This window comes from Streptomyces fulvorobeus, from assembly GCF_013167895.1.
Taxonomy (GTDB): Bacteria; Actinomycetota; Actinomycetes; order Streptomycetales; family Streptomycetaceae; genus Streptomyces; species Streptomyces fulvorobeus.
This window is the reverse complement of sequence record NZ_BLWC01000001.1, coordinates 222,955-243,570: the sequence shown is the minus strand read 5'-3', so window position 1 is coordinate 243,570 and position 20,616 is coordinate 222,955. Positions and strand designations below refer to the sequence as shown.

Annotated in this window: 22 protein-coding genes; 12 read left to right on the top strand and 10 right to left on the bottom strand. The window is 70.8% G+C overall.

What is annotated here, in order from left to right; all coding sequences use genetic code 11:
• Window positions 1-156 precede the first annotated feature (156 nt).
• The gene (locus Sfulv_RS01135) at window positions 157-1,668 is read left to right on the top strand and encodes an acyl-CoA synthetase (RefSeq protein ID WP_173310425.1); all 1,512 of its coding nucleotides are present in this window, start codon (window positions 157-159) and stop codon (window positions 1,666-1,668) included.
• A 4-nt stretch (window positions 1,669-1,672) separates the two neighbouring features.
• Here the strand turns inward: Sfulv_RS01135 and paaK are convergent, their stop codons facing one another.
• Complete coding sequence (paaK, locus tag Sfulv_RS01130) at window positions 1,673-2,956, bottom strand: phenylacetate--CoA ligase PaaK (protein ID WP_173310423.1); 1,284 nt, start codon at window positions 2,954-2,956, stop codon at window positions 1,673-1,675.
• Window positions 2,957-3,199: 243 nt separating this feature from the next.
• Here paaK and Sfulv_RS01125 point away from each other — a divergent pair, with 243 nt between their 5' ends.
• Together Sfulv_RS01125 and Sfulv_RS01120 are read left to right on the top strand one after the other, a co-directional pair.
• Window positions 3,200-3,601 carry an ACT domain-containing protein gene (locus Sfulv_RS01125; RefSeq protein WP_173310421.1) on the top strand — a complete coding sequence of 134 codons (402 nt, stop codon included), beginning with the start codon at window positions 3,200-3,202 and terminating at the stop codon, window positions 3,599-3,601.
• 146 nt (window positions 3,602-3,747) lie between these two features.
• Window positions 3,748-4,248 (top strand): hypothetical protein, encoded by a 501-nt coding sequence (locus Sfulv_RS01120; RefSeq protein WP_173310419.1) that lies wholly within the window; start codon window positions 3,748-3,750, stop codon window positions 4,246-4,248.
• A 131-nt stretch (window positions 4,249-4,379) separates the two neighbouring features.
• On the opposite strand, the gene Sfulv_RS01115 is transcribed toward Sfulv_RS01120, so the two are convergent.
• The 3 genes from Sfulv_RS01115 to Sfulv_RS01105 form a co-directional block, all read right to left on the bottom strand.
• Window positions 4,380-6,599 (bottom strand): terpene synthase family protein, encoded by a 2,220-nt coding sequence (locus Sfulv_RS01115; RefSeq protein WP_173310417.1) that lies wholly within the window; start codon window positions 6,597-6,599, stop codon window positions 4,380-4,382.
• Window positions 6,600-6,712: 113 nt separating this feature from the next.
• Complete coding sequence (locus Sfulv_RS30000) at window positions 6,713-6,838, bottom strand: hypothetical protein (protein WP_256668777.1); 126 nt, start codon at window positions 6,836-6,838, stop codon at window positions 6,713-6,715.
• Window positions 6,839-6,935: 97 nt separating this feature from the next.
• Window positions 6,936-8,063 (bottom strand): aminoglycoside phosphotransferase family protein, encoded by a 1,128-nt coding sequence (locus Sfulv_RS01105; RefSeq protein ID WP_173310413.1) that lies wholly within the window; start codon window positions 8,061-8,063, stop codon window positions 6,936-6,938.
• A 231-nt stretch (window positions 8,064-8,294) separates the two neighbouring features.
• Here Sfulv_RS01105 and Sfulv_RS01100 point away from each other — a divergent pair, with 231 nt between their 5' ends.
• Window positions 8,295-9,809, top strand: a complete 1,515-nt coding sequence (locus tag Sfulv_RS01100; RefSeq protein ID WP_173310411.1) for a DNA-binding protein NsdB — start codon at window positions 8,295-8,297, stop codon at window positions 9,807-9,809.
• 2 nt (window positions 9,810-9,811) lie between these two features.
• On the opposite strand, the gene Sfulv_RS01095 is transcribed toward Sfulv_RS01100, so the two are convergent.
• Window positions 9,812-11,245 carry a PP2C family protein-serine/threonine phosphatase gene (locus tag Sfulv_RS01095; RefSeq protein WP_173310409.1) on the bottom strand — a complete coding sequence of 478 codons (1,434 nt, stop codon included), beginning with the start codon at window positions 11,243-11,245 and terminating at the stop codon, window positions 9,812-9,814.
• A 357-nt stretch (window positions 11,246-11,602) separates the two neighbouring features.
• Between Sfulv_RS01095 and rpmG the strand changes: the two genes are divergently transcribed.
• Window positions 11,603-11,767: a 50S ribosomal protein L33 gene (gene rpmG / locus Sfulv_RS01090; RefSeq protein WP_173310407.1), complete on the top strand. Its 165-nt coding sequence runs from the start codon at window positions 11,603-11,605 to the stop codon at window positions 11,765-11,767.
• Window positions 11,768-12,033: 266 nt separating this feature from the next.
• Here rpmG and Sfulv_RS01085 read toward each other — a convergent pair whose 3' ends face one another.
• Window positions 12,034-12,534 carry a tetratricopeptide repeat protein gene (locus Sfulv_RS01085; RefSeq protein WP_173310405.1) on the bottom strand — a complete coding sequence of 167 codons (501 nt, stop codon included), beginning with the start codon at window positions 12,532-12,534 and terminating at the stop codon, window positions 12,034-12,036.
• A 151-nt stretch (window positions 12,535-12,685) separates the two neighbouring features.
• On the opposite strand from Sfulv_RS01085, the gene Sfulv_RS01080 reads away from it, so the two are divergent.
• From Sfulv_RS01080 to lepB, 7 genes are all read left to right on the top strand, one after another.
• The gene (locus Sfulv_RS01080; protein ID WP_305961359.1) at window positions 12,686-13,285 is read left to right on the top strand and encodes a VanZ family protein; all 600 of its coding nucleotides are present in this window, start codon (window positions 12,686-12,688) and stop codon (window positions 13,283-13,285) included.
• Window positions 13,286-13,289: 4 nt separating this feature from the next.
• Window positions 13,290-13,448, top strand: coding sequence for a mycothiol transferase (locus Sfulv_RS01075; RefSeq protein ID WP_173310401.1), 159 nt, complete (start codon window positions 13,290-13,292; stop codon window positions 13,446-13,448).
• Between the two features lie 156 nt (window positions 13,449-13,604).
• The gene (locus Sfulv_RS01070; protein ID WP_173310399.1) at window positions 13,605-14,282 is read left to right on the top strand and encodes a TNT domain-containing protein; all 678 of its coding nucleotides are present in this window, start codon (window positions 13,605-13,607) and stop codon (window positions 14,280-14,282) included.
• A gap of 4 nt (window positions 14,283-14,286) precedes the next feature.
• Window positions 14,287-14,520, top strand: a complete 234-nt coding sequence (locus Sfulv_RS01065; RefSeq protein WP_173310397.1) for a hypothetical protein — start codon at window positions 14,287-14,289, stop codon at window positions 14,518-14,520.
• A 54-nt stretch (window positions 14,521-14,574) separates the two neighbouring features.
• Window positions 14,575-15,084 (top strand): mycothiol transferase, encoded by a 510-nt coding sequence (locus tag Sfulv_RS01060; protein ID WP_173310395.1) that lies wholly within the window; start codon window positions 14,575-14,577, stop codon window positions 15,082-15,084.
• Window positions 15,085-15,227: 143 nt separating this feature from the next.
• The gene (locus Sfulv_RS01055; protein ID WP_173310394.1) at window positions 15,228-15,515 is read left to right on the top strand and encodes a hypothetical protein; all 288 of its coding nucleotides are present in this window, start codon (window positions 15,228-15,230) and stop codon (window positions 15,513-15,515) included.
• A gap of 74 nt (window positions 15,516-15,589) precedes the next feature.
• Complete coding sequence (lepB, locus tag Sfulv_RS01050; protein WP_173310392.1) at window positions 15,590-16,270, top strand: signal peptidase I; 681 nt, start codon at window positions 15,590-15,592, stop codon at window positions 16,268-16,270.
• Window positions 16,271-16,369: 99 nt separating this feature from the next.
• On the opposite strand, the gene Sfulv_RS01045 is transcribed toward lepB, so the two are convergent.
• The 4 genes from Sfulv_RS01045 to Sfulv_RS01030 form a co-directional block, all read right to left on the bottom strand.
• A complete protein-coding gene (locus Sfulv_RS01045; protein ID WP_173310390.1) occupies window positions 16,370-18,376 on the bottom strand; it encodes a PTS fructose transporter subunit IIABC in 2,007 nt (668 codons plus the stop codon).
• Between the two features lie 85 nt (window positions 18,377-18,461).
• Window positions 18,462-19,409 carry a 1-phosphofructokinase gene (pfkB, locus tag Sfulv_RS01040; RefSeq protein WP_173310389.1) on the bottom strand — a complete coding sequence of 316 codons (948 nt, stop codon included), beginning with the start codon at window positions 19,407-19,409 and terminating at the stop codon, window positions 18,462-18,464.
• The gene (locus Sfulv_RS01035) at window positions 19,406-20,167 is read right to left on the bottom strand and encodes a DeoR/GlpR family DNA-binding transcription regulator (protein WP_173317491.1); all 762 of its coding nucleotides are present in this window, start codon (window positions 20,165-20,167) and stop codon (window positions 19,406-19,408) included. The genes pfkB and Sfulv_RS01035 overlap by 4 nt, the downstream gene beginning before the upstream one ends.
• Before the next feature lie 175 nt (window positions 20,168-20,342).
• Window positions 20,343-20,591: a DUF6296 family protein gene (locus Sfulv_RS01030; RefSeq protein WP_173310387.1), complete on the bottom strand. Its 249-nt coding sequence runs from the start codon at window positions 20,589-20,591 to the stop codon at window positions 20,343-20,345.
• Window positions 20,592-20,616: the final 25 nt, after the last annotated feature.

Here is a 20,616-nt window from a genome sequence, read left to right as displayed (position 1 = left end):
CGCCGATCCGCAATCGATTTCGGAGCACCCTGGGACAGCTCCCTCCCGTACGAGCGCTCCGGCCGCTCGCCGCGCACCGGGGGCAGCGAGGCCGAGACGGTCGGTCGGCCTCCCGGGGTACTTGACCACCGTCCCGGGGCGGCTGAGGATCACGCCATGACAGGTGTACGCAGCAGCACAGTCGACGGGATCGTGACCCGCAGCGCACGGCGCACCCCCGGCCGGGTCGCCGTGCGGTACGCGGAACGCAGCTGGACCTACGCGGCCCTGGACGCCGCGGTCAGCACCGCCGCCGCCGTCCTGACCGGCGAACACGGCCTGCGCCCCGGCGACCGGGTCGCCGCGTACGCGCACAACTCCGACGTCTATCTGATCGGCTACCTCGCCTGCGCGCGGGCCGGGCTCGTGCACGTCCCCGTCAACCAGAACCTCACAGGTGACGACCTCACGTACATCCTCGACCAGTCCGGCAGCTCACTGGTCCTGACCGACCCGGCCCTCGCCGAACGGCTCCCGGCCGGCCGGCCCCTACGCGCGCTCCGCGACGCGCCCGACTCGCTCCTGGAGCAGCTGGGCGACTCCCGCCCGTTCACCCCGGAGCGCGAGCCCGCCGCCGACGACCTGGTGCAACTGCTGTACACCTCCGGCACCACGGCCCTGCCCAAGGGCGCGATGATGACCCACGGTGCGCTGGTCCACGAGTACGTCAGCGCCGTCACCGCCCTCCAACTCGCCGCGACGGACCGGCCGGTGCACTCGCTGCCGCTCTACCACTCGGCCCAGATGCACGTGTTCCTGCTGCCGTACCTGGCGGTCGGCGCGGAGAACACCATCCTCGACTCCCCGGACGCGGACCGGATCTTCGACCTGATCGAGGCCGGTGAGGCGGACAGCCTCTTCGCCCCGCCCACCGTCTGGATCGGCCTCGCCAACCGCCCGGACTTCGCGACCCGCGACCTCGGCGCACTCCGCAAGGCGTACTACGGGGCCTCGATCATGCCGGTGCCCGTCCTGGAACGGCTGCGGGAACGGCTGCCGGACCTCGCCTTCTACAACTGCTTCGGCCAGAGCGAGATCGGGCCGCTCGCCACCGTCCTCGGCCCCGACGAGCACGAGGGGCGGATGGAGTCCTGCGGCCGTCCGGTGCTGTTCGTCGAGGCCCGGGTGGTCGACGAGAAGGGCCGCGAGGTCCCCGACGGGACGGCGGGCGAGGTCGTCTACCGCTCCCCCCAACTGTGCCAGGGGTACTGGGACAGACCGGAGGAGACGGCGGAGGCGTTCCGCGACGGCTGGTTCCACTCGGGTGACCTGGCGGTACGCGACGCGGAGGGCTTCTACACGGTCGTCGACCGGGTGAAGGACGTCATCAACTCCGGCGGTGTCCTGGTCGCCTCCCGCCAGGTCGAGGACGCGCTGTACACGCATCCCGCCGTCGCCGAGGCGGCGGTCGTCGGACTGCCCGACGACCGGTGGATCGAGGCCGTCACCGCGGTCGTGGTACTACGCGGCGAAGCGAGCGAGAGCGAACTGATCGCGCACGCCCGCGACAGGCTCGCCCACTTCAAGGCCCCCAAGAGAGTCCTGTTCGTGGACGGACTCCCGCGCAACGCGAGCGGAAAGATCCTCAAGAGGGAACTGCGCGACCGGTTCGCCGAAGACGCTTCCTAGGAACCTACGGCCTCTCGTCCACGATCCGCCTCAGCTTGCCGACCGACCGCTCCAGGGTCTCCGGGTCGACGATCTCCACCCGCACGGAGACCCCGACGCCCTCCTTCACGGCCGCCGCGATCGATGCCGCGGCGGCCGCCCGCTGCTCCGCCCCGGACCCGGACCGCGCCTCGGCCCGTACGGTCAGCACGTCCAGCCGCCCCTCACGGGTCAGCCGGAGCTGGAAGTGGGGCGCCACCGAAGGCGTACGCAGCACGATCTCCTCGATCTGTGTCGGGAACAGGTTCACCCCGCGCAGGATCACCATGTCGTCGCTGCGGCCGGTCACCTTCTCCATGCGCCGGAAGACCCGTGCGGTCCCCGGAAGCAGGCGGCTCAGATCCCGCGTCCGGTAGCGGATCACCGGCATGGCCTCCTTGGTCAGCGAGGTGAAGACCAGTTCGCCCTCCTCGCCGTCCGGCCGGACCTCGCCGGTGAACGGGTCGACGACCTCCGGGTAGAAGTGGTCCTCCCAGATGTGCAGGCCGTCCTTGGTCTCCACGCACTCCTGCGCGACACCGGGACCCATCACCTCCGACAGTCCGTATATGTCCACCGCGTCGATCGCGAAGCGCTCCTCGATCTCCCGGCGCATGGCCTCCGTCCACGGCTCGGCGCCGAAGATGCCGACCTTCAGCGACGTCGAGCGCGGGTCGACGCCCTGGCGCTCGAACTCGTCGAGGAGCGTCAGCATGTACGAGGGCGTGATCATGATGATCTCGGGCCGGAAGTCCTGGATCAGCCGCACCTGGCGGGCCGTCATCCCGCCGGACACGGGGATCACCGTGCAGCCGAGCCGCTCCGCCCCGTAGTGCGCGCCGAGCCCGCCGGTGAACAGCCCGTATCCGTAGGCGACATGGACCTTGTGGCCGGGCCGGCCCCCGGCGGCCCTGATCGAGCGGGCCACCACGTCCGCCCAGGTGTCCAGATCCCGTTCGGTGTACCCGACGACGGTGGGCCGGCCCGTGGTCCCGCTGGACGCGTGGATGCGCCGTACCTGGTCCTCGGGTACGGCGAACATACCGAAGGGGTAGTGGTCACGCAGATCGGCCTTGGTGGTGAAGGGGAAGCGGGCGAGGTCGGCGAGCGTACGGCAGTCCTCGGGCCGGAGGCCGGCCTCGTCGAAGGCCCCCCGGTAGAAGGCGACGTTGTCGTACGCGTGGCGCAGCGTCGTGCGGAGCCGCTCAAGCTGCAACGCCTCCAGCTCGTCGCGGCCCAGGCGCTCCGAGGCGTCCAGCGATGCCGACATGGGCGTACTCCTCTCCCGAACGGGCGACCGATCATTCGGTCGATCCTCCTGGGAGCAGTAATTCAGGCCGCCGGGGGCGATGGCAAGGCTCTGGTTCCGCTCCTCCTCCGGAGCGGGGCTCAGTGACCCCGGGGCAGTCGTCCGCGCGGCGCCCCGCGACCGCCGGCCTCTCGCTGAAGCGGCGCCACGGGCTCCACCCCTGGCCGTGACGCCAGGCCGCGCCGTGGCCGTAGCCTGGCCACCATGAACGGCGAGCGTGATCTGCGAACCCTGCTCAGGAGCATGCGGCCCGAGCTCAACCCTGGCCGCTACGTGTTCACCACCGTCCCGGACGGGGTGGTGCCCGCGGGCACCACCCCCGTGGTCACGGTCACCGAGCGGGAGGGACTGACCGTGGTCCTGCCGGAAGCGGAGGCGGACGCGGCAGGGCTGGCGTACGACTACGTGGCCGGCTGGATCACCCTGCGGGTCCGTTCGGCCCTGGACGCCGTAGGGCTGACCGCCGCCGTCTCCCTCGCGCTGACGGACGCCGGGCTGAGCTGCAACGTGGTCGCCGGTTACCACCACGACCACCTGTTCGTCCCCCATGAGCGGGCCACCGAGGCCGTGGCAGTGCTGGAGCGCCTGGCCGCCGAGTCGGCCTGATCCGCGCCGGCCCTCATCGCCCCCCGCCCGCCCGGAAGGCCCCCGGCCGCCCGGGAGAACCCCGGTCACCCGGAAGGCGCCGGTGACAGCCGCCACGGGGCCGGGCCCGGCTCGGCGACGTGAGCCGGGACACGTACCATGTCGGCATGTCCTTCCTCCGCCGCCGTAGCGCCGCCACACCCGCGGGCCCGGACTTCGACGTCCTGGCCATGGACCCGGGGGACTGGCCCGGTAACCTCGGCGCCGGTCTGCTTCCCGCCCCCGACGGGACCTGCCAGGGCGTGTTTCTGCGGTACGACCTGTTCGGCGGGCGCGGCCCGGCGATGATCATCGGTAATCTCCCCGAGGGCTCGCCCGCCCGCGAGACCGAAGAGGGCCAGGTCCCCTTCGAGGTCGCGCAACTGCTGCTCGCGCTGGAGAACGACGAGCCGGTCGAGGTGACGGGCACCGAGGACTCCCCGGTCATGCAGGGCGACAACCTCCTGATCGTCCGGCGCGTCAAGCTCTCCGAGAGCCGCATCTCCTGTGTGCAGTTCGACCGGAGCGACGGCGTCCTGGTCACCATCGCCAGCTGGGACCGGCCGATCACCGACGACCTGTACGCGTTGCTGAAGCCGCTCCCCGCGGAGCTGTTCCAGCAGGGCTGAGGCCCTCCCTCCACAGGAGTCGGGTCCGCCCCCAGGCGGTCAGCCGCCTCTGTCCACGGGGCGGCTTCCTTCACCGTGACCATCGCCTGGGCGAGCGGCGGGCGGATGTGCCGGGCAGTCGGGAGCCGGCGTCACGTCTGAACGGGCTGAGCCGTCAGCAGGGAGGCCACCCGCGCGGCCGACGTGCCGAGCCCCGTGGGGCCGGTGAGGTGCCAAGGGGCTCCGCCCGTACCCGAGCGCAGGTCGGCGTCGTCGTAGCGGACGCAGTAGCGGTGCCAGTTGAGAATCCCCGCCATCCAGTCCTGCAGTTCGACCACATAGGTGTCGAGGACCTCGCGGGCCTCCGCCCCCAGTGCGAAGTCGTCGTAGAGCACCGGCAGTTCGTGCTCGATGACGTGCTGGAACTGCCGCATCCGGCCCTTCATCAGCTCGTGCACCATGGACACACCCGTCGGGTAGTCCACCGCGAAGAAGTTCTGCACGACCAGGACCGCGTTGTGGACCTCGCCCTCGTACTCGATCTCCTTCTGGTAGGAGAAGAGGTCGTTGAGCAGTGTCGCGTAGTCGACGGCGGCGTTCTCCAGTGAGCGGATCGGGCCGCTGCGGTAGACGTCGGGCGGCACCCGGTCACCGTGCGCCAGCCGGCACAGCCGCATCGTCATGTCCGCGCCGAACGTGAAGCGCCGCATCTCGATGTAGTCGACCGGGTCGGGAATGCGGTTCTGCGCCTGGTTGGACAGCTCCCAGAGCCAGCTGTCGAGCATGTCGTCCACGGACTTGCGGAACACCCGTCGCGAGGCGTCGTCCATCGGCCCCGCCGTCCGCTTCCACAGGTCGGTGAGCCCGCGCTCCATCGCGTCGCAGGGTTCGGGAACGGGCCCGCCGTCCAGCGGCATGAACAGCCGCAACCGCTCGTTGGCCGCCCACGCCCCGGCCACGTCGCGGGCCCGCCCGTAGATGACCGGATAGAGATCGTCGCCGTACGTTCCCCAGGTCAGCCACTGCGACGAGAGGTTCAGTTCCTCGGGTGTCGCGTCCGGGTCGAGCCCCGCCGCGCAGAGCGGCAGATCGATGTTGCGGGCCCGCCTTTCGTCCCAGACGTGTGAGCCAGGCCGGCCCGGCACCCCTTCGAGCATGCCCATCCGCCGCGCCCACTCGACACTCTCGTCCCGGGCCGCCGCCAGGTGCGGGCTGAGGGTGAGCGGATAGGGGAAGTCGAAGTCGGGAAGCAGCGACGGGCCGACGTGCTCGAACGGCACGTGGGTATGGCTTCGCCGGCGGGCCGCCTCCGCCCGCGGGGTGAAGCGGATCGACGCGGCGGCCATGCCCCAGCCGGAATCGGCGGGCCCGGCCGGCACTCCGCCGCCGTTCATGTAGCGGCTGGAGCGCATGTGCCACTCGTGCCCGCCGGACTGCCAGTCCTGGAGCCCTTTGGTGTACGCGAAGACGTCCGCCGTCTCGGCGGCGGTGAGCCCTTTCGCCACACAGAGCGGTCCCACTTCCGTGAGCGCCGTGCTCTCGAACTGCTGGAGCCGTGACGTCAGCAGATCGTTGACGGCGTCGGCGGCCTCCTGCGTCGTACACCCCAGGAAGTGCTCAAGGACCAGCACCCCGTTGCTGTTCTCCTTCTCGTCCTCCACCTCGCGCTGGTAGGAGAAGAGGTCGTTGCGCAGATGCACCGCGTCGGAGAAGGCGTCCCGCAACACGCCGAGCGGCCGTGATCCGGCCACCGACGCCGGCACCTCCGCATTCGCCGCGTACTCCACCAGCCCCGCCGACCAGGGGGCACCGCCGACCTTCCTGCGCATCTCGATGTACTCGACGGGGTTGGCGATCCGCCCCTCGTCCATGTTGGAGAGCTCCCACAGGGACTCGTTCAGCAGATGCTCGGTGTTCTCGGCGAAGCGGGCCCGCCAGGCGTCCGACATGGACGGCACCGTCCGCGCCCACAGGTCGGCGAGCCCCGCCTCGACCGGGTTCTCCGGTGCCGGGAAGCCGTCGGCGAGATCCATCGGCATGAAGGCGGGCAGCCGGTCGAGATACCGCTTGCCGCCCTCGCGGTCCAGGGTGCGCTTGAACGTGTCCAGGAAGTGGTCGTCGAAGAAGAAGACCCACACATACCAGTCGGTGACCAGCGAAAGGACGTCCGAGGCGCAGTCGGGGTGGGTGTACGCGCAGAGCAGCGCGTAGTCGTGCGCGTCGAGGTCGCTCTCCTCCCAGATACCGGACCCCTCCAGCATGTTCATGCGGCGGGCCCACTCCTTGGTATGGCGCCGGGCCTCCTCCACGTGCGGGTTGAGCCGTGCAGGGTACGGAACGTAGAAGTCCGGCAGTGAGAACGGCTGTGCCATGTGCCTGCGGCCTTTCCGAGTGCATCCACCCGTCCGCGCACTGACGGCGCGGACCGGTCCTGTCGCGCCAGCACTACCCCTCGGCCATCCGGGGCACGCACGCGACGAATTAGTCAGATAAGTACGGCGGTCCGGTGGCCGGACGTGAAAGTCTGGTGACGGAACCCGGCGGCGTTCCGGCTGTCGGTGGCCTCGGCCGGGAAGCCGTGCGCGACCAGCGCGTCGACGCGCCGCGTCACCGTCAGCAGGTCAGGCCCGCGATCCGCGCACGTCATGGCGTGCTGCGGGACCCGTGTGTCGGCACGGGTCCCGCAGCACGCCTCCCCGTCGCTGCGGTCAGCGGGTTCCCACCGCGGCACGCACGGCCCGGCGTGCCATCGCGCAGTCGTCGTGCAGCCTGCGCAGCAGCAACCGCTGCTCCTCACCGGAGGAGAGCGCACCCGGCCTGTCCTGGCCACCGCTCGTGGCCGCCCGCATGGTCCGCTGCACCGCGGTCTCGTACGTACGGATCTCCCGCGTCAGCACGAGCATGAGGTTCACCAGGAACGCGTCCCGCGCCGCCGGGCCGTTGACCTGGGCCAGCTGACTGATCTGACGCCGCGCCACCGGGGCGTCACCGAGCGCCGTCCACAGCGTCGCCAGGTCGTACCCCGGCAGATACCAGCCCGCGTGCTCCCAGTCGACCAGCACGGGACCGGTGGGCGACAGCAGGATGTTCGACAGGAGCGCGTCACCGTGACAGAACTGCCCCATGCCCTGCTTGTGGCCCGAGTGGGCGAGACCGTGCAGCAGCTTCTGCAGATCCCCCAGGTCGCGGTCGGTGAACAGCCCCAGCTCGTGGTAGCGGGCGATCCGCGACGCGTACTCCAGCGGAGCCTCGAACAGCCCCGCCGGCGGCCGCCAGCTGTTGACCCGGCTGATGGCTCCGAGCACCGCCCGCAGATCCGCGCGCGGCGGGGCCTCCACCGAGTGCCTCGTCAGAGCCGCGACCCGTCCGGGCATGCGCTCGATCACCAGCGTGCAGTTCTCCGGGTCCGCGGCGATGAGCCGGGGTGCCCTCACCGGTGGGCGATGGCGGACGAAGGCGCGGTATGCCGCTATTTCGTGCCGGAACCGTTCCATCCACGCCGGGGAGTGGTCCAGTAAACACTTGGCCACGGCCGTGGTGCGCCCGGTCGTCCCGACGATGAGGACCGACCGGCCGCTGCGCCGGAGCACCTGCACCGGGTTGAACTCAGGGCAGATGCGGCGCACCGAGGCGATGGCCATCCTCAGCTGCGCGCCCTGAGTGCCTGACAAGTCGATTCTCCCGCTGAGCGGTTGCGTACCCAGCCCCGCCGGCCGCCTCGTCCGACCCGGACCGGGCCCCGGTGCCGCGTGGGGGTCCGGATACGGTCCACCACCCGCCCCCATCGGTCGGTACGGGCGGGGCGGGGCGGACACGGAGGACGAGGCTGTGTACATGAGCGAGACAGATCCCTTCGTGCGCCGACAAGCTGTGTGCGCCACCCCGGCCGACGGCCGTCCGGCACCCTGGGGAGTACCTAGGGCTGGCGGGCGGGGTGGCGCTTTCCTACCTGACACCGGGGCGCGGGTGGCAGACCATCTGGCGAACCCTGGCGAACCCTGGCGAATAGTCGACCCGCATCTGCCAGCGGGTTAGTGTCAAGTCAGCCGAGAACCTGGGGGCTTGACGTGAGCGGAGAACCCAACACCCGCCTGAACGACCTGTTCGGCCTGGCCGGATGGTCCAAGGGCGAACTCGCGAGAATGGTGAACCGGCAGGCGGCGGCCATGGGCCATCTCCAGCTGGCGACCGACACCTCTCGGGTCAGGCGCTGGATCGACATGGGGGAGTCCCCGCGCGATCCCGTGCCGGAAGTGCTGGCTGCCCTGTTCACCGAGCGGCTCGGCCGTGTCGTGACCATCGAGGACCTCGGGTTCGGCCGGCGCGGGCGTGTGGGAAAACGGCGGGACGCGGGGACGGAGAAGAATCCCGACGGCCTACCGTGGGCGCCCGAACGGACGGCAGCGGTCCTCACCGAATTCACGGGAATGGACCTCATGCTCAACCGACGCGGCTTGGTGGGCGCGGGCGCGGCGCTCGCCGCTGGCTCAGCACTCACCGGCGCCATGTACGAATGGCTGCACACCGTCCCCGCTCCGGCGGCCGGCGTGCCACGCCTCAACGACGCGATGTACGCGGACCGCGCCGGCTTCGACCGGTACGAGGCGGCTCCCATCGGCGCCGAGGAGATCGAGGCGCTGGAGCGCTCGGTCGAGGTGTTCCGCGCCTGGGACGCCTCCCACGGCGGCGGCCTCCAGCGCAAGGCGGTCGTGGGCCAGCTCAACGAAGTGGGCGGCATGCTCGCCTACCGCCACCCCGACCACCTGCAGCGGCGGCTGTGGGGCGTCGCCGCCAACCTCGCCGTCCTGGCGGGCTGGATGTCCCACGACGTGGGCCTCGAACCCACCGCCCAGAAGTACTTCGTCATCGCCGCCCACGCGGCGCGTGAGGGTGGCGACCGTCCGCGCGCGGGCGAGGCACTGTCCCGGGCGGCACGCCAGATGGTGCACCTGGGCCGCCCCGACGACGCCCTTGACCTGATGAAGCTCGCCAAGTCCGGTTCGGGGGACGAGACACTGCCGCGCACCAGGGCGATGCTGCACACCATCGAGGCGTGGGCGCAGGCGTCCATGGGCCGGGGGCAGGCCATGCGGCGCACGCTCGGAGAGGCGGAGGAGCTCTTCGTCTCGGACAAGGGAGACGTGCCGCCGCCCAGTTGGATGCAGATGTTCGACGAGGCCGACATGCACGGCATGCAGGCACTCGCCTACCGTACGCTCGCCGAGCACGATCCGGCGGCGGCGACCACGGCGCAGCGCCACGCCAAGCTGGCCCTGCACCTGCGCGAGAGCGGCCACCAGCGGTCCAAGATCTTCGACTACATCTCGCTCGCATCGGCCTGCTTCATCGCGGACGACCCCGAACAGGCCGACCGCTACGCCCGGCTCGCGCTGGGCTCGATGGGGGAGACCTCCTCGCACCGGACCTGGGACAGGCTCCGTGAGATGTACCGGCTCACCGGCCAGTTCGCGGGGTCCGCGAAGATCCAGGACCTGCGCCAGGAGATCGAAATGGTCCTGCCCCGGAGCATCTTCAAGAAGTCCCGAGGCGGTCAGCTCCGAGACCGGACGGCTCCGGCGTAGTCTCAGTCCCCGATCCGGGCAACCAGCACACAGCCGTCGTCCAGGCGCTCGGTCCCGCCGAACTCCTCGACAACGGCTCGTAGACAGTCCTGCGCCGTGCGGGCCTGTGCGAAACGCGGTGCGAGAGCGAGCAGTGACTCCGGGCCCGCACCCCGGTCCCTGCGACGAGTCAGGCCGTCCGTGTGCAGGAGCAGCACGTCTCCGGGGAACAGACGCACCTGGTCCTGTTCGTAGGCGACTCCGGAGGCCGCGCCGAGCATCACGCCATCGGGCCGGGGTAAGGAACGCCCCTCTCCGCCCCGGAACAGCAAGGGCGCAGGGTGACCCGCCTGTGCCCAGGCGAGGCTGCCGGTCGTGGGGTCGAAGCGGCAGCACACCGCGCTGCCGAGGGCCGGTTGCACCGTCGATTCGAGCAGCTGGTTGAGGTGGCCCATCAGGGTGCCGGGCTCGATCCCCGCCACTGCCATGCCGCGCAGCGCGCCGAGGATCATCGCCATGGCCGACGTCGCCGGGATGCCGTGGCCGGTCAGGTCACCGACCGTGAGCAGTGTCCTGCCGTCCGGCAGCTCCAGTGCGTCGTACCAGTCGCCGCCGATCAGGTCGCTCGTCCCGGACGGCAGGTAGTGGCCCGCGAGGTCGAGAGCGCCCGCTTCCTGCTGGGGAAGGCGCAGCGAGCCGCGCCACGGAGGCAGCACGGCCTCCTGTAACTCGACGGCCATACGGTGTTCCGTCCGTGCCATGTGCTGCTCGCGGCCGGCCGATTCGCGGGTCCGTCCCACGGCGCGCTGGCTGCGCCGCAACTCGCTGACGTCCCGCAGGACGGCCCACATGGAGGCGGTGCAGCCGTCCGCGTCGAGTACGGGTTCGCCCATCATGTGCAGGGTGCGCATGTGGCCGCCGTTGCGCAGGATGCGGAACTCACCGTCTATCGGTTTGCCGTCGACCAGGCAGGCCGTCACCATCGCGGTCAGCGAGGGCTGGTCCTCGGGGAGGAGGGAGGACGGTAGTTCGTCGAGCGACAAGGGGCCGGACGCACGAGTCCTGCCGAAGATCTCGTACAGCTCGTCGGACCAGCTGACCTCGTCCGTCAACAGATTCCATTCGGCGCTTCCGACCCTGCTGAGCAGCGATTCGCCCCGCGGGTCGCCGGGGTCCTGCCGGGCTGTCGTCCGCTCCGGTTCGCCGGCGGTCCTGACAGGCAGTCCTTCCCTGAGCTGTCCCAGGTGTCCGTCCAGGTCATCGAGGTGGTGGACCGCGAGATCGCAGAGCGCGCGCTGCCAGCGCAGCTGGGGGTCGTCCTCGTCGATCACGACGGCGTCCCGCCGCACGGCGTCCACATCTCCCCGCAGTCGGCGGGCCCGGTGGATCAGGGCGTCGACCGCGTCTCGCTCGGGCGGCTGTGGGGCGGGGCGGTCCGCGTACAGAGGGGACGGCATGTCGTACTCCGATACAGGCGCGGCGGCCGGTTCTCAAGGGTGGACCGAGACGACTGTCGCACAGGCCGCAGGAGCGTGTAAGGGCTTTGGCGACACTCGACGCGTCCTTGCGTCCGGCATATGCCGTGGGCCAGATGAATCAGAGGAATTTCCGAACACCCTTTCCCCTGTGGGGCGTTGAGTGCGCCCCTCGGGACGATCCAAGCACTGGCGCGCGCCCGCGCGCGAGGTCGAGAGGGGTGCGCGCCCCGGGGCTCCTCCACGGGAATGCGGACGCCGCGTGCCGCGTTGAGTGAGCATAACGAAAACGACACCCATTCCCGTCAGGGATGGCGTCGAACGCATCTGGAGGTTCCCATGGCACGCAGTGAGACCAGGCCGGTCGTCACGCTCCGCTCGACAGCGGGGACGGGGCAGACCTATGTGACGCGCAAGAGCCGGCGCAACGACCCCGACCGGCTGGAGCTGCGCAAGTACGACGCGGCCGCAGGGCGGCACGTCCTGTTCCGTGAGGCCCGCTGACCCTGCGAACGGGGGGAGGTTGGGTGGCAGGGTGCGGCGGGTGCTTCGGCTCACACCCGGAGATGCCGGTTTCCGGGAACGGCCCGGGGTGGTTTATCGTTCATCTATATGTGGGTGAACGGAGCCCCGCAGAACGCGGCCGCCCTCCGCACCCGCCCATGAGCCGCCCCGGCCGGATTCCCCCGATCCGACCGGGGCTTCCCCTTTTTCTCCGGTCCGTCCTTTTCCGGTTCCGCGGGCCCGGGCGTCCCCCCCCTGCCACGGCCTCACGTGGTCGCGTCGAGGTCACCCGCGTAGTGCTCCAAGGCCGACCGGTAGCGCGCCACACAAGGGTCGGTGCTGGTCGCGGCCACCAGGCGCAGCAGGATCTCCATCGCCTCCTGGTGCTCACCGATGTTGTAGAGCGCCATGGCCAGGAAGCTCCGCAGCGCCCCGTCCTCCGGGAACTCCGAGACGCCCCGGCGGAGCGTCTCGACGGCCTGCCCGTACCTGCCGAGCACGCGGTACGTACTGCCGAGACCGAGGAGCGCGCCCCGGCGCTCCTCGGCGACGAGGCCGGGCAGTTGCAGGCTCCGCTCGTAGTACGGAACCGCCTCGCTCTCCAGCCCCAGCACGTCGTGGACCCACCCGGTCTGGTAGGCGACGTCGGAGGCGTCCGGGAACGCGGCGGTGAGCGCGAGCAGACGCTCCCTGGCCTCTTCAGGGTGGCCTTCCGCGCGCAGTCGTACGGCCTTGGCCAGCGATTCGTCCTTGTCCTGTGCGTTCATGTTCCCATCGTCGCAGGCCCTGTTCTCCCCTCCGGATGCAGGGGCGGCAGTGTGTGTGGGCAGGCAAGTTCGGGGCAGTCTCTCGCCCATGACTGCTGAGACGGAACGAACCGGCAAAAGACGCTGGGGTCGCATACTGATCCGTGCGGCGATGCTCACGGCTACGGTGTTCGCACTGGTGGCCTTCTCCGTCGTGCTGGCCCATGTGACGCTTACGCCGTCGCCGGCCTCCGAAGACCTCGTCAGGACCAACCTGCGGCCCGGGCGCTCGCTCCGGCAGTACGCCGAGGACTACACCTTCCTCGCCGCCTGCAAACAGGCCGGCGGCAATCTGCTGCTGGGGGCGCCGTTCGGTGTGCTGCTCCCCATCCTGGTGGCGCGCAAACTGCGCATGATCCGCATGGTGTTCCTGACCGCCGCGGTCATGGTGATCGTCGAACTCATCCAGGGAGCACTCGTCGCCGGGCGGGCGTTCGACATCGACGACGTGATCCTCAACACGACCGGTGCCCTGCTCGGTTACCTGCTGGTGGGCCGCAGGATCAGCCACCGCTATCACGCCCTGGGAGAAGCACCCCCGGTGCCGGTCCCCGTCGAGCCCGTCCCGGCCCCCGCCGAACCGGTTCCGGCGAAGGAGAGCTCCAAGTCGGTCCACAGGCCCGGAGAGGACCGGAGCGCGTCCGCTCCGACCCGTGCCCGGGAACTGATCACCCGCCTCCGGAACCGTGGGCCGGGTGGGCGTTCTTCATGAGCTCATGGAGCCGGCACGGCGCCATGGCAGTACGGCCACGGGTGAACACCACGGCGTGGTCCTCTCGTTGCGCCCCACCCACGTCCCCATGATCGCGGAGTTCGCGCGCCACATCGGCCACGCGGACCTGCGTGAGCGCCTGGATGGCGCGACGGGTTCCTGAGAACGGTCGGACGGCCTCGCAGGACAGCGGCGATCTGCGGTTGCCCCACTCACACGTTCGGGGGAATCACGGCTTGGTGTGGGCACCGAGGGCTAGCAGGGCGTTACCCTGCGTCAGCCGCTCGATGGATCATCGAACTCCGAGGTGTCCTTGCCAATGAACCGTATGAGCACCGTACTCGCCACGCTCGGCATCACCGCCGGGCTGCTCACCGCACCCGCCGCGAGCGCCGCGGCGCCCCACGAGAACAAGGCGCCGGCCGCCGCGCCCCGGCACGAGCCGTGCACCGGGGAGTTCCAGGGCGACGCGCGACTCGGGCCCCAGTGGCTGCCGAAGAAGAAGCTGGCCCCGGTCGGTCCGCTGCTCAACGGCTACCAGCGTACGGGCGGCCTGTCGCCCGCCGACTTCCTCAAGAAGTACTGGGAAGGGCCGGCGGACTCCGGCAGCTGGAAGTACCCGCCGAACGACGGATTCGCTGAGGTCAACGGCGAGCTCGACAAGGCGCCCTCCGAACTCCGTCCAGGCCAGCGGCTCGACCGCTTCGGCTCGGAGTACGGCAGCTATCTCGCCCCCGCCGGTGACGCGTACGCCGAGCGCGCGCTGCCCCCGCAGAACCTCAACACCCGTGACGCGGCAGTCGCCTGCGACTACCGGGTCTACAAGGTCACCAAGTCCTTCTGGGTCTGGCAGGGCGGCATCGCGCCGTGGTTCGAACAGCCCGGCGGCGGTCAGCAGATCAAGCTCGACCCCGCCTTCCTCGACCCCGGCGAGGGGCAGCGGCTCAACGTGAAGTGGCTTCTGGAGCACGGCTATCTGAAGCCCGCCGGAGTCTAGGACCGTGGACCGCCCCCACCTGCGGGCCGCGCTGCGGGTGGCGGGCGTCCCGGACGGCTACTACCGCATCGAAGGCGTACACGAACCGGTCCCCCCGCCCACCGACTTCCTGTTCCTGCGGCGGGGCTCCGGCGATGTGTGGGAGACCGGGGCCTTCGAGCGCGGCACGTACGAAGTCCTGGCCCGGCACCCGGACGAGGAGTCCGCCTGCGCGCACCTGCTGGCGCTGCTCGTCTGACAGGCGCCGCGTGTCGGAGCCCGGGCGCCGGGCACCACCGGCCAAGGTGTTCGTATGAACACAGCTGGCGTCCTGGCCGACGCGTTCGAGCGCATCAGAGAAGCGGTACACACGGCGGTCGACGGCCTGCGGCCCGAAGACCTCAACGCACGGCTCGACGAAGGGGCCAACTCGATCTCCTGGCTCGTCTGGCACCTCACGCGCGTCCAGGACGACCATGTCGCCGACGCTGCCGGTGCCGAGCAGGTGTGGCTGTCCCAGGGCTGGGCCTCCCGCTTCGGCCTGCCGTTCGCCGACGAGGCGACCGGTTACGGCCACAGCAGTGACCAGGTCGCTGAGGTACGGGTGGAATCGGCCGAACTGCTCCTCGACTACTACGACGCCGTGCATGAGCGGAGCGTCGCATTCGTCCGCGGCCTGGACGGCAGGGCGCTGGAACGCGTCGTGGACGAGAACTGGTCCCCGCCCGTCACCCTCGGCGTCCGGCTGGTCAGCGTCCTCACCGACGATCTCCAGCACGCGGGCCAGGCCGCCTTCGTACGGGGAGTCCTGGAACGCAGATGACGCATTCCGTACGCCGGTGCGGGCCGGGCCCAGCGTCCCTCGGCTCCATGGTCAGTTGCACGCCGGTGCGTACTCCGAACGGCGGTGTCATACTCGGAGAGGTCCGCTTGACAGGTTCGGCACTGTCCGGAAAGGCGTCGCGTATGAGCTGGGCATCGTGGACGACCAGCAATGTCTTCGCGGGGACCGGCGGAGTCCGCACCCAGGAGGCGGGGATCGTGAGCGGGAATCTCACCGTCCACACGACCTGGGCCGACGGAGAAGCCGAAGTGGCCGTGCAGTTCAGCGGGGCCTCCGACTGGTTCTCCCTCGTCGGCAGCCCCGTGCGCTGCCCCTCCGAAGAGGCGAGCAGGGCGTTCCACCAGTCGGTCGTCGAGGCGGTACGGGCCGGCGGCGGCGCGACGGTTCCCGATCCACGGCCCACCGGGTGACCCCACCGGCCTAGAGTGAGCCGGAGCCGTTCCCGCGCGGGGGCAGCGGCGAACACGGGGCGAGGAGCGGCTTGATGGTGCTGACGGGCGCACAACAATCGAAGACGCGGAAGCAGCGCCCTCTGTGGAAGGAACTCCCCCTCCTCATCGGCATCGCCCTGCTGCTGGCGCTGTTCATCAAGACCTTTCTGCTCCAGGCGTTCTCCATTCCCTCGGACTCCATGCAGAACACGCTCCAGAAGGGTGACCGGGTCCTTGTCGACAAACTGACTCCGTGGTTCGGTTCCGAGCCCGAGCGTGGCGAAGTGATCGTCTTCCATGATCCGTCCGACTGGCTGAGTGGTGTGCCCGCCGAGACCCCCAACACCTTCCAGAAGGTGCTCGGCTTCGTCGGAGTGATGCCGTCAGCCGAGGAGAAGGACCTCATCAAGAGGGTCATCGGCGTCGCGGGGGACACCGTGGAGTGCAAGGGCGACGGTCCTGTGAAGGTGAACGGGAAGCCGCTCGTCGAGCCGTACGTCTTCCCGGGCGACACCGCGTGCAGCATTGACGACGCGGGCCAGTTCAAGGTCACGGTTCCCGAGGACCGGCTCTGGGTGATGGGGGATCACCGCCAGGCTTCCGGGGACTCCCGCTACCACCAGGACGATCGCTACAGCGGCATGGTGCCGGTCGACGAGGTGGTCGGACGCGCCGTGGTGGTCGCCTGGCCGGCGACCCGCTGGGACACACTCCCCGACGCCTTCGGCCGCTGAGTCGCGTCTGTGCCCCGGCCTCGGACGGCCGGGGCACAGACGCGACGACCGGGGATCGCGGGGGTCGGACCGCACCGGTCAGGGCGCGGACCTCAGCGCTCAGGCGGCGGCGGCAACCTTCGACGTGTCGGCCGCTGTCGCCGGGGTCCGGGGGGTCCTGCGTGTGCCCTTGAGGACGACGACCAGTGCGGTCGCCACCGCCGTACCCGCGGCGATCGCCACCAGGTAGAGGAAGGGCCCGCCGATCAGCGGGATGACGAAGATGCCGCCGTGCGGCGCCCGCAGGGTGCAGCCGAAGGCCATCGACAGGGCGCCGGTGACCGCGCCGCCCGCCATCACGGACGGAATCACCCGCAGTGGGTCCGCCGCCGCGAACGGGATGGCGCCCTCACTGATGAACGACGCGCCCAGCACCCAGGCCGCACGGCCGTTCTCGCGCTCGGTCCTCGTGAACAGCCTGGCGCGCACGGTGGTGGCCAGAGCCATCGCCAGCGGCGGTACCATCCCGGCGGCCATGACCGCCGCCATCACCTTGAGGCTGCCGGTCGTCGGGTCGGCGAGTCCGCCGACCGCGAAGGCGTAGGCGACCTTGTTGAGCGGGCCGCCCATGTCGAAACACATCATCAGGCCGAGCACCATGCCGAGGATGACCGCGTTCGATCCGGAGAGCCCGCCGAGCCCGTCGGTGAGTGCCTTCTGGAGCGAGGCGATCGGCTTGCCGACGACGACGAACATGAGGAAGCCGACCACCGCAGAGGAGATCAGCGGGATCACCAGCACCGGCATGATGCCGCGCAGCGTGGGGTGGACCTTGACCCGCTGGATCGCCATCACCACCGCGCCGGCCAGCAGACCGGCGGCGAGGCCGCCCAGGAATCCGGCGTCGATCGTCAGCGCGATGGCGCCGCCGACGAATCCGGGGACCAGCGCGGGACGGTCCGCCATGCCGTACGCGATGTATCCCGCCAGCACCGGGACCAGGAAGCCGAAGGCGGCGCCGCCGATCTGGTTGAGGAGAGCGGCCCAGCTGTCGGCCTCGCCCCACACGAAGTGTTCGGCGACGGACCTGGCGCCGGCGATCTCGTAGCCGCCGATGGCGAACGACAGCGCGATCAGGAGTCCGCCCGCCGCGACGAACGGCACCATGTAACTGACGCCCGACATCAGGTACGTACGCAGTCGGACACCGAAACGCGCCGAGCCGGACCCGTCCGCGCCCGGCTCCGGACCGCCGTCGCCCGGCACACCGACGGACTCGCCCCGTGCGGCCTTGCGCCGTGCCTCGGCGATCAGTTCGCCGGGCCGGTTGATGCCCGCCTTCACCCCGACGTCGACGAGCGGCTTGCCGCCGAACCGCGCCTTCTCGCGTACGTCGACGTCGTGCGCCCAGATCACCGCGTCGGCGGCGGCGATGACGGACGGGTCGAGCCGCTCGAACCCCGCCGAGCCCTGGGTCTCCACGCTGAGGGAGACCCCCGCGGTACGGGCTGCCGCCTCCAGGGACTCGGCTGCCATGTACGTGTGGGCGATACCCGTGGGGCATGAGGTGACGGCGACGATCCGGAAGGGTGCGGGCGTGGCCTCGGCCTCCCGCGCCGACGTCTCCGGGGCCGACGCCTCCCGCGCCGACGCTCCCCGAGCGGGCTCCTCGGGCGCGGTGGGCGGCGCGTCGCCGCGGATCAGGGCCGCGGCGCGGGCCGGATCAGCCGCCGCGCGCAGTGCGGAGGTGAAGGCCGGGTCCATCAGCCGTCGCGCCAGGCTCGACAGGATGGTGAGGTGGTCGTCGTCGGCTCCGGCGGGCGCCGCTATGAGAAAGACCAGATCGGCGGGACCGTCCGGCGCACCGAAGTCGATGCCCTGGGCGGCGCGCCCGAACGCCAGAGTCGGCTCGGTGACGTGCGCGCTGCGGCAGTGCGGGATACCGATGCCGCCGTCCAGACCGGTCGGCATCTGCGCCTCACGAGCGGCCACGTCGGCGAGGAAGCCTTCGAGGTCGGTGACGCGCCCGGCGGCGGTCATCCGCTCGGCGAGCGACCTCGCTGCGGCGTTCTTCGTCTCGGCGGACAGATCGAGGTCGACCAGGTCCGCGGTGATCAGCTCACTCATCGCGGTGCTCCTTGCTCATGGACCGCCGGGGCGGCGGCCTGGGGGACGGGGGCTCTGTGGCTGCTGCTTCTCGGTGGTGCGGACGTCATGGCGCGGGTTCCCTCAGTGCCCGGTCCAGGGGGACGTCCTCGGTCGTGACGACCGATGCCGGATCGATGTCGGCAGGTGTGGGCATCACGCTGCCGGGGAGCTGGACCGCCGCCGCGCCGTGGGCTACTGCGGCCGTCAGCGCGGACCGGCCGGCGCCCCCGGCGGCCAGGAAGCCGGCGAGCGAGGCGTCACCGGCGCCGACGTTGCTGCGGACGGTTCCCACGCGGGCGCTGCCGAAGTACGTCCCCGAGCCGTCCACCAGCAGTTGTCCGTCTGCTCCGAGACTGGCCAGTACGGCCTGTGCCCCGCGCCCGCGCAGCTCCTCCGCGGCCTCGACCGCGTCACCGACCGTCGCCAGGGGCCGTCCGACCGCCTCGGAGAGCTCCTCGGCGTTCGGCTTGATCACATCGGGCCGCTCGCGCAGCGCGGCCAGCAGCGCGGGGCCCGAGGTGTCGAGCGCGATCCGCGCACCGGCCCGGTGGCTGCGTGCCACCAGCTCGGCGTACCACTCGGTCGGCAGGCCCCGCGGCAGGCTGCCGCAGCAGGCGATCCAGTCCGTGTCCGACGAGCGGGTCCTCACCGTCTCCAGCAGGGCCTCGGCCTCGGACTCCGTGATCTCGGGCCCGGTCGCGTTGACCTTGGTGAGCGTGCCGTCCGGTTCCACGAGTGTGATGTTGACCCGGGTGCTCCCCGCGATCGGCACACCGGCTGCCTCGATCCCATGCTCACCGAGCAGCCGGGCGAGCAGGGCGCCCTCCGGTCCGCCGAGGGGTGCGACCGCTACCGTCCGATGGCCCGCCGCCGCCACCGCGCGGGAGACGTTGACGCCCTTGCCACCGGGGTCCACCCGGTCCCCGGTGGCACGCAGGACCGCGCCGCGGGTGAGGTCCCGCAGTTCGTAGGTGCGGTCGAGACTCGGGTTGGGAGTGACGGTGAGGATCATGCGCGTACCACTTCCGTGCCCCGGCTCTCGATGGCCAGGGCGTCCTCGGGGCTGAGCCCCGTGTCGGTGATGAGCAGGTCGACGTGGGAGAGGTCGCCGAAGCGGGCGAAGTGCTCCTGGCCGAACTTTCCCGAGTCGGCGAGGAGCACCACCCGGCGGGCGGCAGAGATCATCGCGCGTTTGACGGCGGCCTCCGCCAGGTCGGGAGTGGTCAGGCCGCCCTCGGCGGAGAACCCGTTGGTGGCGAGCAGGACGACATCGGCGTTGATCTCCGCGTAGGCGCTGAGCGCCCAGGCGTCCACGGCTGCCCGCGTACGGTGGCGGACCCGGCCGCCGACGAGGTGCAGCGCTATCCCGGGATGGTCGGCCAGGCGGGCGGCCACGGGCAGTGCGTGCGTCACCACGGTGAGGGCCGAGTCGAGCGGGAGGGACGCTGCGAGCCGGGCCGTCGTGGTGCCGGCGTCGATGATCACGTTGCCGTCCACGGGCAGCTCGCCCAGGGCCGTGGCGGCGATGCGGTCCTTCTCGTCCGCGGCCACCGTGTCCCGCTCGGCGAGATCGGGCTCGAAGCCGAGGCGCCCTGCCGGAATCGCGCCGCCGTGCACCCGGCGCAGGAGACCGGCCCGGTCGAGGGCCTTGAGATCGCGCCGTACGGTCTCGGCGGTGACCTGGAACTCCTCCGCCAGGGAGAGCACGTCGACGCGGCCGCTTTCCTGGGCGAGGCGCAGAATCTCCTGCTGCCGCTCCGGTGCGTACATGTGGTTTCTTATCCGTTCCATGCCCGACTCTGTGGTTTCGTGTCCAGATTACGGTCGAGGAAGTGGAATGTAAACAGATTCGGTCAAAGGACGGGCATGAACGGGCTCCGTGCGTCGGATGCCGCAGCCCATGGCAGGGCACCGCGACGCGTCGCGGTGCCCTGCCATGGGTCGCTCAGTGGCCGCCCGGGGCGCTGTCGCTCAGCGGCCGTACGAGCAGGGGGATGCGCGGTGCCTGATGGCCGCCGCTGGCCAGCATGCGTACCTCGCCGCGGTCGCTGATCTCGGCGCGGACGATTCCGGTCTCGTCCTCGTACACCGGGTATCCGCCCGCCCCCGACCGGTCGGTCATCCGGACGACGACCGTGTCGTCCGCCGCCCCGCTGGTCTGGAAGATCAGCTCGTAGCGCTCCGGGTAATCCATGAGGGGCCTCCCGACCGGACTCCGG

Bases quoted from the DNA above. Each gene is read 5' to 3' on its own strand.
- Sfulv_RS01135 (WP_173310425.1), top strand. From the start codon at position 157: ATGACAGGTGTACGCAGCAGCACAGTCGACGGGATCGTGACCCGCAGC.
- paaK (WP_173310423.1), bottom strand. From the start codon at position 2,956: ATGTCGGCATCGCTGGACGCCTCGGAGCGCCTGGGCCGCGACGAGCTG.
- Sfulv_RS01060 (WP_173310395.1), top strand. From the start codon at position 14,575: ATGAACACAGCTGGCGTCCTGGCCGACGCGTTCGAGCGCATCAGAGAA.
- lepB (WP_173310392.1), top strand. From the start codon at position 15,590: ATGGTGCTGACGGGCGCACAACAATCGAAGACGCGGAAGCAGCGCCCT.
- Sfulv_RS01085 (WP_173310405.1), bottom strand. From the start codon at position 12,534: ATGAACGCACAGGACAAGGACGAATCGCTGGCCAAGGCCGTACGACTG.
- Sfulv_RS01080 (WP_305961359.1), top strand. From the start codon at position 12,686: ATGCTCACGGCTACGGTGTTCGCACTGGTGGCCTTCTCCGTCGTGCTG.
- Sfulv_RS01030 (WP_173310387.1), bottom strand. From the start codon at position 20,591: ATGGATTACCCGGAGCGCTACGAGCTGATCTTCCAGACCAGCGGGGCG.
- Sfulv_RS01075 (WP_173310401.1), top strand. From the start codon at position 13,290: ATGGAGCCGGCACGGCGCCATGGCAGTACGGCCACGGGTGAACACCAC.
- Sfulv_RS01125 (WP_173310421.1), top strand. From the start codon at position 3,200: ATGAACGGCGAGCGTGATCTGCGAACCCTGCTCAGGAGCATGCGGCCC.
- Sfulv_RS01035 (WP_173317491.1), bottom strand. From the start codon at position 20,167: ATGTACGCACCGGAGCGGCAGCAGGAGATTCTGCGCCTCGCCCAGGAA.
- Sfulv_RS01055 (WP_173310394.1), top strand. From the start codon at position 15,228: ATGAGCTGGGCATCGTGGACGACCAGCAATGTCTTCGCGGGGACCGGC.
- Sfulv_RS01095 (WP_173310409.1), bottom strand. From the start codon at position 11,245: ATGCCGTCCCCTCTGTACGCGGACCGCCCCGCCCCACAGCCGCCCGAG.
- Sfulv_RS01120 (WP_173310419.1), top strand. From the start codon at position 3,748: ATGTCCTTCCTCCGCCGCCGTAGCGCCGCCACACCCGCGGGCCCGGAC.
- Sfulv_RS01105 (WP_173310413.1), bottom strand. From the start codon at position 8,063: ATGTACACAGCCTCGTCCTCCGTGTCCGCCCCGCCCCGCCCGTACCGA.
- Sfulv_RS01070 (WP_173310399.1), top strand. From the start codon at position 13,605: ATGAACCGTATGAGCACCGTACTCGCCACGCTCGGCATCACCGCCGGG.
- pfkB (WP_173310389.1), bottom strand. From the start codon at position 19,409: ATGATCCTCACCGTCACTCCCAACCCGAGTCTCGACCGCACCTACGAA.
- Sfulv_RS01115 (WP_173310417.1), bottom strand. From the start codon at position 6,599: ATGGCACAGCCGTTCTCACTGCCGGACTTCTACGTTCCGTACCCTGCA.
- rpmG (WP_173310407.1), top strand. From the start codon at position 11,603: ATGGCACGCAGTGAGACCAGGCCGGTCGTCACGCTCCGCTCGACAGCG.
- Sfulv_RS01045 (WP_173310390.1), bottom strand. From the start codon at position 18,376: ATGAGTGAGCTGATCACCGCGGACCTGGTCGACCTCGATCTGTCCGCC.